The following is a 9,822-nucleotide window of genomic DNA, read 5'->3' on the forward strand; positions in this document are numbered from 1 at the left end:
CTGGCAGGTATCATCAGGGCAATCAACAACAATGCCGCGTTGGGAAGCGTCGTTCGAAGTGTTGTCATGGGGTTCTCCTTCGCGCGACAGTATAAGCGGATTCGCGCACGTCTGATTCTGCGAAACAAGTTTAGCCGCAGATTGCGCGGATTACGCAGATGGGCGCAGAAAGAGGCTTATTGATGCGCTTATCTGCGTAATCCGCGCAATCTGCGGCTAAACAACTTTGACGGAGCCCTCAGGGTTGGGCGTTGTGGTGAAACAGGTGCCGGCTGATGTCTGGCCGGAACTCGACAAAGATCGCGCCGATCGTTCCCTCGGCCGTCACTACGGCAAAATCGTCTGCCATTGGCTGTAGCCGGCAGGAGGCACTTATACACAACAATTGCGTCTGGACCGGCGGCGGCGGCGTGAAATAGAATCTTCGCCGGCGTTTACCTCGACCAGCCTGGTCAATGGCTGTTAAACAAAAGCTAGGAGAACAACAATGTATAGAAATGTCTTGCGTGTGCTCACACTATTGATGCTGAGCCTGGCAGTTGCCGCCGGACTGACGTTGGGGCAACGCCGAGGGGCGGCGCCTGCCGCAAATAATGCGGATTGGCCGACCTTCGGCGGCGATAACACACGCACGAACGCCAACATGGCGCCGACGCAAATCACGGCAGCGAATGTCGGATCGATGGTGCGCCAGCAGGTCACCGTCTCCGCGCCGATCGACGCAGGACTCATTTATCTTCGCGGCGTTCAGGTCAACGGCGCATCCCACGACGTCTTTTTCGGGACGACAAACCTCGGTCACACGGTTGCGATCGATGCGAAAGAGGCCAAAGTGCTGTGGGAATTCGGCCCTCCGGGTTTCGATGAAACTGCCGCCATGAATCCGCAGCGCGGCGCCGACAATCCTTTCGGCGCGAAAGAGATCACAAACTCGTCACCGGTAGCCGACGCCAACCGGCAATTCATTTATGCCGCATCCTCCGACGGAAATGTCACCAAGATCTCGATCGCAAACGGAAAGGCCGTCTGGAGTACGGCCGTCACCAAACTTCCGAAAATCGAGAAAATGGATTCGCCATTGTCCTTCGTCAACGGACATGTGCTCGCGCCGACCGCCGGCTATGTGGGCGACGCCGGAACCTACCAGGGACATGTCGTCATGATGAACGCGCAGACCGGCGCCATCGAGCACGTCTGGAACTCCCTCTGCAGCGACCGCACGGAATTAATGGATCCGGCGACCTGTTCACATGTGCAGTCGGCCATCTGGGGACGCGCCGGCATCGTGGTCGACCCGGCCACCGGCAACCTTCTGTTCGCCACCGGCAACGGCGATTATGACGGCAAGACGAACTGGGGCGATGCGCTGATTATGCTGGACCCGACCGCAACCAAGATGCTCGGCAACTGGACCACGACGAACAATGCGGATTTGCAAAAACGCGATCTCGACATGGGCTCCACCTCTCCTGTCCTCCTCGGAGACGGCTACATCGCACAGGGCGGCAAGGACGGCACGATCCGCCTCCTGACGATGGACATTATTAAAGGAACCACAGGACATCAGGGCGGAGAGCTTCAAGTGGTACCGACGCCGGGCAGCGCGCAGCTTCTTTCGGCTTCGGCCACTGCAAAGATCAATGGCACCACCTACCTGTTTGCCGCCCAGGGCGGACGTGGCGGCGGCGGCACCACGGCGTGGACTTTCGGAAGGGATCACATGCTGAAGGAAGCCTGGAAAAACCCAACGCCGGGCAACACGCCGTTCTACACAGGAGGATTGCTGTTCACCTATAACGCCCAGGCCGGCGGCGTGCAGGTCTTCAACGCCGAGACCGGTGCAGCGGTTGCAACGCTTCAATCGGGCGCAGGTCACTGGAACAGCCTCATCGTCGTGGACAACCGCATCGCGCTTCCCGAAGGAGCCATCAGCGGATTCGGCGGAGGAGGCGGCCGCGGACGTGGACGCGGAGCCGCTCCGCCGCCCGCAACTCCGCCGGCTCCCGCCGCTCCGGCGACGCCACCGGCGGGTATTGTTAATATCTGGCATCTGTCCTGATCCGGAAACCAATGGCAAGATTTGTCCTTATACATGGCGCGTTCACCGGGGCATGGATCTGGCGGCCGCTGATGGACCGTTTGAAGAGCGCCGGACATTCCGTGGAAGCGTTCGACCTGCCCGGCTGTGGTGACGACCAAACGCCCGTAAGCGGTGTCACTTTGGATGCGTGCGCTGCCCGGCTGTGTGAAGTGCTGGGCGGCAGTTCCGAACCGGCGATCGTCGCCGGCAACAGTATGGGCGGCATCATTGCAACGCAAGGGGCGGCGCGATGTCCGGACCGTGTCGCGGCGCTCGTGTACGTGACGGCGTTCGCGCCGAAAGACGGTCAGAGTCTACTCGACTTGACCCGGCTGCCGGAGGGAACGGGCGATCAGGTCCAGGCCAATGTCGTTATAGAAGGAGAACCACCGGTTGCGATCATGCCGGCCGGGGCGTCGCGTCAGGCGTTGTACGGCTTCTGCACAGAGGATGTGGCCACATGGGCCATCGAACGGCAGCGCCCGCAACCGGTCGCGCCATTCGCGACGCCGGTGTCCATCCGTCCCGGGGCTCTCGACAGCATTAACCGGTATTACGTCGTATGCACACAAGATCGAGCCATCTCACCGGCCTTGCAGCGGCGCATGATCGCCGAAAACCCGTGCGCGGACGTCGTCGAACTCGACACCGATCACACGCCTCACCTATCGATGCCAGACGAATTGGCCAAGGCGCTCAATCGATTCGCGGCGCACGTGTAGACGCGGCCTTAGAAAATGTGAATGAATCAGCGCCGGAGGCGCGTCAGATTTTAGCCCCGGCCGACAGGCGAATTTGATGGAATTTCCTTTGTCTACGGTTCCACCCGCACTGTCGTGCGCCTCGACTTCCAGTCGTCGACGCCGTGCGGAGGTTCGGGCTCGCCCTGGAACGTGACCTGAATCGCCGCCTTCGAAAGTCCGGCTCGTTCGAGCAGATCCGCCACTTCCTCCGCTCTATCCTTCGAGATGCCCGGCCGTTCCGTCAGCACCGCTTTATCGGAAAGCAGCGTCGCGCCGCGATAGCCGCTCACGATCACGTGTTTGGCGCCGATCTTTTCAGCGTAGTCCATGATCTGCGTGAGAACCGCCGCATGCCTGCCCATGACGGGCGCATCGAAATCGTAGTAGATCGAAAACTCCTTCGCCGCAAACGGCGGCTGCAGCGGAGCGCCTGTTTGCAATGGCGCGGGCGTTTGAAAAGCCAGCGTTCCGTCGCTGGGTCCGGGAGGCCGCGGCGCATTGGGAACCGTGTACTTGTCGAGCGCCGGCAAAATGGTATTGCACGAGGGATCCGGCTCGATCAGCGGCGAAACCACAACGGGCTTGAGCACGATGCCTCCGCAGATGCGGGGCTCATTGGATATGACGCCTTCAACCAGCACCTTGTGTCCAAGGTACGGTGGATGGAATTCCGCGCTGCTGTCGCTCTGGATACCGAGGTAGTAGAGTTCCCCGCCGTATTCCGCAAGCCAGCATGGAACGGTTTTCGTATCCTGCACGACAGGACAGCTGGCGAAATTCCTGCGCTGCTCCTGCTGGGCGTACCCCGAGCCGGCACCTGCGGCTATGACGAGGGCGACGATCAGCGGCCTGCACAGCTTCATCGATCTCACCTTTACAACACGCTCAGGAAATTCACCAGGTCCTGCTTTTCCTGCTCGGTGAATTGAATATTGAAGCGCCGATCGTAAAAGTCGACCACTTCACGCAGGTTTGCCGCCGATCCGTTTGCGAAATAGGGCGACCTTGCCGCCAATCCGCGCAATTGCTGGATCACGATCGCCCCGATGTCATTGCATTTGCCCGAAATCAAAGCCCGTCCCGGATCCTGGGTATAGATCACGCGGCCCAGGAACGGATGAGGCGCGATGGCGTTGTTGCATGTCAGCTTGAAGAGCGGCAGCTCATTCTTTTCGCTGGACCAGGGACTGGCCGGCGCTTCCCTGGCCCACGGCAGGTTGGTGGTGCCGATGTCCATCCACCCGTTCGCAGTATCCATTCCGGTCATATGCATTCCATGGCAGGTCGCGCAGGTCCGCTTGACCGGATTGCCAAGACCTACGGTGTTGAGGTGCATGACATCTTTGATCCAGAACGTACGATAGAAGAAAACATCGTGGCCGCGGGCGACGGATTCGCGAAATGCATTCTGATCGTCGATTTCGTCGTCGCCGGTACGAGGAAGGCGTTTCCAGCGATCGCCCATAGGAAACACGAAGTTCGCCGTGTTGTTTCCGAGAACCCCGGTTTTTCCCTGCGCCAGCGCTGCCGGACCCAATGCCGGCGGACCGCCTTCCTCGGTCAGGTCGCCTCCTGTCCAGTCGTAACTTTCCGCCGCATAAACCTGAGATTCGAAGGCGATGATCTGATCCAGCTGCGCGTCCGTCAAGGCGCCCTTCACTTGAAGGTGGCCGGCCGCGGCGGAGCGGGCCTGACTTCTCAGACTTGGTTCACGCGCGTCCGCCATCATGTTCATCTGCACGAGCTTTCCGGTTTCGGGATCCCGTTCGGTCGGTTGTCCGTCCTTGGCGATAAACCGGCCGACGCCGAAACCATCGGCGGTAACGTACTTCAGGTTGGCCGCCGGACGCGGCCGGCGGTACACCGATATCGTCGGCGCCGGGCTGTTCAGCCCATATACGGGACTGGTGTTGCAACCTGTCGGATCGCGGACAGTCTCGATTGTGAACTCCGGTTTGATGGCGGTCCCATCTGCAGCTTTCGGCGGCCACGGCAGCGGAACACGGATCAGTCCTCGATCCAGAAGAAGCGAATGCGACTGCGGATATTCGTCGGGCAGGTCCGGACAGTTCTTTCCGTCGACGGTGGCGAACAGCGGATCCGATCCGCTGGTCCTGCCCCAGCGCTGACGGATCGAGTCGACGCTGATGCTCATACCATCGGCGGGTTGATGGCAGGTCACGCAAGCGCGCCCGTTGCTGCCGATCGGGTCAAAGAATGCATTGTTTTTGGTCACAACGTCGCCGGATGAGTTGAGAATCGTCAACCATCCGAACGGGTTCTCATAGGGAACCGTTGAACGAAGGACGGCGCCGTTTCCCGGAGTCCACCAGGCATCGAGCGTCCGGGCCGCAGCCGGAAAAAGGTGCGGCCAGGATCCGATCAGACTCAAAAGGACAAGGACAAAGATATAAGGACGAATTTTCCGCATCATGCTCTTGGTGCTTATACTACACGCCGATTCATCGGGAAAGCGTCTTCAGGCCTCGCTGCGCGGCTGGGATGAACCCGGATCAGGCAATCAATTTTCGTCGTTTACCGATCAGTTTAGCGATCACGCGGACCAGTTCGTTGAGTGTGATCGGTTTGGATATGTGTGCATTGAAGCCTGCCTCAGCCGCCAGCTTGCGATCTTCCTCTCCCGCGTAGGCTGTGAGCGCGATAGCCGGAAGCTTGGCGGCGGGCCATTTCTTCGTCCGAATCTTTCGCATCAGCGTATAGCCGTCGACTTCCGGCATACCGATGTCACTGATGAGAAGATCGCAGCGCTGTGTTTCAAGCAAACGGAAAGCCTGCTTTGCGGATTCCGTGGGAATCGGTTTGGCTCCCCACTGTTTCAGAGCATGCGCGAGCATATCGCGAGTGTCCGCTTCGTCTTCGACGATGAGAATGCGTGCATCCTTCAGCCCGGCAGCGTCGTGCGCCGCTGCTTGCTTCGCAGTCTCTGCGGCGGTCGCTGTAAGGGCCGGAATGGGAAGCGTGACAGTAAACCTGCTGCCCTTCCCGATGCCTCCGCTTTCTGCGGAGACTGTTCCGCCATGCAGTTCGACCAGGTACTTGACGATTGTCAGCCCAACGCCAAGACCGCCATGCTTGCGTGCATATGAAGCATCAGCCTGCTGGAAACGGTCGAAGACGTACGGAAGAAACTCAGGATCAATCCCTTCACCTGAATCGGATATCTGTAGAAGCGCACTGCTGCTGAACCGTTTCAGAGTGACCTGAATGTGCCCTTTTTTGGGTGTGAACTTCACCGCATTCGTCAGGAGATTCCACAGGATCTGGTGAAAGCGGGCGGGGTCGATGTGCATGGGGCCAATGCCGCCATCCAGATCCCGCGTCAGCTTGATGGCCTTTGCCTTGACAGCCGGAAGCAGCGAATCTATCGCTTCCTCAATCAACGGAGCAGGATAAACCGATTGCATCTCGACTCGCAGCTTGCCCGTCACGATTCGGGAGACATTCAGTAAATCGTCGATGAGCTGGGCTTGCGTGACGAGGTTTCGATCGATCACTTCGAGTGCTTTGCGCTGCTGCGCCAAGGTCAAGGCTCCATCCTGCAACATCTGGACCCATCCCGTGATCGAAGTGATCGGCGTGCGTAGTTCATGCGACAGCGTCGCGATGAATTCATCTTTCATCCGATTGGCTCTCTCAAGCTCTTCGGTACGTACCTGCACCCTCTTTTCAAGTTGCGCAGCCTGCTCCCGGAGAAGATCTTCATTTCTGCGCCGCGCCGTGAGATCCCGTGTCACTTTCGCAAACCCTCGAAGCTTCCCCCGGTCGTCATGCAAGGCGGTAATGACAACGTTCGCCCAGAACCGCGTTCCGTCTTTCCGAAGGCGCCAGCCTTCATCTTCGACCCTGCCCTCCACCAAAGCGATTTCAAGCTCGCGCTGAGGTTTTTTATTCGCAATATCTTGTTTTGGATAAAAAACGGAAAAGTGCTTTCCGATAATCTCCTCAGGCATATAGCCTTTCAAGCGCTGTGCTCCGGCATTCCAACTGAGAATCCTACCCTTCGGATCGAGCATGAAAATCGCATAATCCTTCACTTCCTGGACGAGAAGGCGATAAGCGTCGTAATCCATCATTGAAGGCTTCGATGACATTGCTGTCTCTCCCGAGCCCCGGCCGTACGGATACACCCTCTTTCAGAATGCCCAAAATTCGTCAGTTCTGCCAGAGGCGCGAGTGAAAACAATTTTGTGAGTTGCTGTTGAGCCAATCGATTAGGCCATAATGAAATGAGGGGTACAAAGTGGCGAAAATAAATCGAAACGATTTGCCGGACAGCCCCATGCAGAAATTCGCAGGCATCATCCACAAGCATCACGACGAATTGTTGAATGAATGGCGCAAACGAATACGTCTATTGCCCGCTGCACGAGGTCTCGACACACCGACCCTGAATGATCATATCCCCTATTTATTCGAGGAGCTGACGCAAGATTTGATGTCCGGTGGCGCCGAATCCGTGCTGGATCTTCAACTGCACGACAGCCCGAAAATCCACGGGGGTCTGCGTTTGCGCGCAGGTTTCGACATCGTGGAAGTGGTGGCTGAATACAACATCCTGCGCGAACTCCTTTCAAATGTCGCCGAAAGGGAAAATCTGGACATCACCGGCGAACCCAACCGAATCCTCAACCGGGTGGTTGATCGAGCCGTAGCTTTGGCTGTCGACACCTACGCTAAAGAAAAAGCATTGGAGATCCAACAACGAAGAGAGGAACACATGTCGTTCCTGATACACGACCTTAAGACGCCGCTGTCCGCAATCCACGCGGCCGGAAGGATTTTAGAAACGAGCCTTGAAGAAGAGTCGCGAGGCGGACGAGTGGGAACCATGCTGGACATCGTGCGGCGAAATGCCGTCAGGCTGAATGCGCTCATAACATCTGCCTCTCAGGAACAACACAATCTGGCCGCGAGCACTGCTGAAGAACTCAAAGTCGCGCACAACGAGTTCGATTTGTGGCCTCTTGTGCAGTCGATGATATGGGACCTCCGTTCATTGATTGAAAATGCGCCCGTCCAATTGGTCAACGCCGTTCCTGAGGATTGTGTAGTCTATGCAGATCCCGTGCTCATCACGCAGGTCATCCAGAACCTGCTATCCAATGCAATAAAGTACACGGCAAAGGGAGAAATAACAGTCGGGGCAAATATCACCGAAGTCAATAAAGTGCGCTGTTGGGTTCGCGACACAGGTTCCGGTATTCCGGCCGATCGGTTGGTAAAGATCTTCGAGAAATTCGAGACCGATCCGGCAAGGAAGGGCGGATTAGGTCTCGGTCTTCCGATCGTCAAACAAATTGTTGAGGCGCACAGCGGTCAGATCTTTGTCGAAAGCGAAGTTGGCCGCGGTTCGACGTTCAGCTTCACGTTGCCAGGCAGGTGTTGAGAACTCCGGCGGCACCCCAACTGCACCTTGATCACCAAAAGGTGTTTTTGTTTTGGGGGTCTTATGCGCAAACCTGCAATTATCGTCGGTGCCGTGATCGTGTTTCTGATTGTGGTTGGGGCTGCAGCGCGCTTTAACGTCAACAGTTACCGGCCGCAGATTCAATCCAGGCTGGGGCAGGCACTGAATCGGAACGTGTCGATGGGCAATGTCAGCCTTCGGCTGGTTCCGCCCCGCCTTCGGGTAGAAAATCCCGTCATCGCAGACGATGCGGCATTCGATCCCCGCTCGCCCTTCGTGCAGGCCGATGCGTTGGACGTCTCATTGCGGCTTCTGCCGCTGCTGGCGGGACACGTCGACATCTCGTCCATGAAGCTTCAGCGGCCGAACGTCGAATTGATCAAAAATGCGCAGGGCGTCTGGAACGTTTCCACTTTAGGCGGAGGCCGCACTTCGCACGGTGGCGGCACATTTTCGATCGGCGCGCTATCTATCAAGGATGGCCAGGTCGCGGTCACGGACCTTGAAAGAAAGCAGCCGCGGACCGTCTACGATCACATCGATCTGACTCTCAAAGACTATGCCCCTGGAAAAGCCTTTTCGGCCGATGTGGCGGCTCACCTGCCGGGGCCGGGCGCAGAGGACCTTCATCTTCAGGGAAAGGCCGGACCGGTACCGGCTGGAAATATGGCAATGATGCCTTTCAGCGGTACTCTTGATCTCAAGCAAGTCGGCCTCGGTGGATTGCAGAAATTCGCGGGAAATCCGATGCTTGCGAAAACAGACGGAGTGCTGTCGGGCCAGACCACCATCAACAGTTCGTCCGGAACGTTGGCCGCGAGCGGAAATCTGAAGATTGAGAAGCCGGTCGTCAACGGCGTCGATGTGGGTTATCCGATCAGCGCGGACTACAAGCTGTCGGGCAACCTTGCCGCCGGTCAGATCAAGATCGACAGCGCAACCGTGAAGCTTGGGCAGACGCCGATCACTGTCACCGGTTCATTGAACACCCAGCATGTTCCGCCACAGGTGGATCTCAGCGTGAAGTCGGGCGAGATCTCGATTGGTGAAATCAGCCGCCTTGCTTCCGCTTTCGGCGTGGTGTTCTCTCCGCAGACAACAGTTGCGGGTCGTATCGCACTGAACGTCCAGGCGCGAGGGCCCGCGGACCGGCCTCAGCTGACCGGAACCATTTCGGGGCAAGACATTAAAATTGCTGCCAAAGAAATCCGGCAACCCATCGGGATTCGCGCCATCGACCTGACATTGACTCCGACGGCGATTCAGTCGAACAATTTCGAGATTTCTTCGGGGAGCACAACCGTTGCTTCTCACGTGGCTTTGGAGAATTATGCCTCGAAGTCGCCGGCCATCGATCTGACAGTGCGCGCGCCCAACGCCACGCTGCCGGAAATACTCGCCATTGCCAGAGCCTATGGAATTACCGCTCTCGATAGAATCAGCGGCGGTTCCGGCACGCTCAGCCTGGACCTGCATGCCACGGGGCCGGTCCGCCAGATTTCATCGCCGGAGGTCCTGAGAGCACTGAACGGCAGCCTGAACCTGAACTTCAGCGGCTTGCGCATCGCGGG

At 58.0% G+C, this 9,822-nt stretch carries 7 protein-coding genes; 4 read left to right on the top strand and 3 right to left on the bottom strand.

Features of this window, described 5'->3' with window-relative positions; genetic code table 11:
• Positions 1 to 487: 487 nt before the first annotated feature.
• Positions 488 to 2,059, top strand: coding sequence for a PQQ-binding-like beta-propeller repeat protein (locus tag VGK48_06865; GenBank protein ID HEY2380891.1), 1,572 nt, complete (start codon positions 488 to 490; stop codon positions 2,057 to 2,059).
• 11 nt (positions 2,060 to 2,070) lie between these two features.
• Complete coding sequence (locus VGK48_06870) at positions 2,071 to 2,802, top strand: alpha/beta fold hydrolase (protein ID HEY2380892.1); 732 nt, start codon at positions 2,071 to 2,073, stop codon at positions 2,800 to 2,802.
• Positions 2,803 to 2,894: 92 nt separating this feature from the next.
• Here VGK48_06870 and VGK48_06875 read toward each other — a convergent pair whose 3' ends face one another.
• The 3 genes from VGK48_06875 to VGK48_06885 form a co-directional block, all read right to left on the bottom strand.
• On the bottom strand, positions 2,895 to 3,686 hold the full coding sequence (locus VGK48_06875) for an OmpA family protein (GenBank protein ID HEY2380893.1): 792 nt from the start codon (positions 3,684 to 3,686) through the stop codon (positions 2,895 to 2,897).
• Positions 3,687 to 3,697: 11 nt separating this feature from the next.
• On the bottom strand, positions 3,698 to 5,257 hold the full coding sequence (locus VGK48_06880; GenBank protein ID HEY2380894.1) for a hypothetical protein: 1,560 nt from the start codon (positions 5,255 to 5,257) through the stop codon (positions 3,698 to 3,700).
• 79 nt (positions 5,258 to 5,336) lie between these two features.
• Positions 5,337 to 6,935 (bottom strand): ATP-binding protein, encoded by a 1,599-nt coding sequence (locus VGK48_06885; GenBank protein HEY2380895.1) that lies wholly within the window; start codon positions 6,933 to 6,935, stop codon positions 5,337 to 5,339.
• A gap of 149 nt (positions 6,936 to 7,084) precedes the next feature.
• Here VGK48_06885 and VGK48_06890 point away from each other — a divergent pair, with 149 nt between their 5' ends.
• A complete protein-coding gene (locus VGK48_06890) occupies positions 7,085 to 8,230 on the top strand; it encodes a sensor histidine kinase (GenBank protein HEY2380896.1) in 1,146 nt (381 codons plus the stop codon).
• 63 nt (positions 8,231 to 8,293) lie between these two features.
• A partial coding sequence (locus VGK48_06895; protein ID HEY2380897.1) for an AsmA family protein occupies positions 8,294 to 9,822 on the top strand: 1,529 nt, incomplete at its 3' end.

This window comes from Terriglobia bacterium, assembly GCA_036496425.1.
Lineage (GTDB): Bacteria > Acidobacteriota > Terriglobia > 20CM-2-55-15 > 20CM-2-55-15 > 20CM-2-55-15.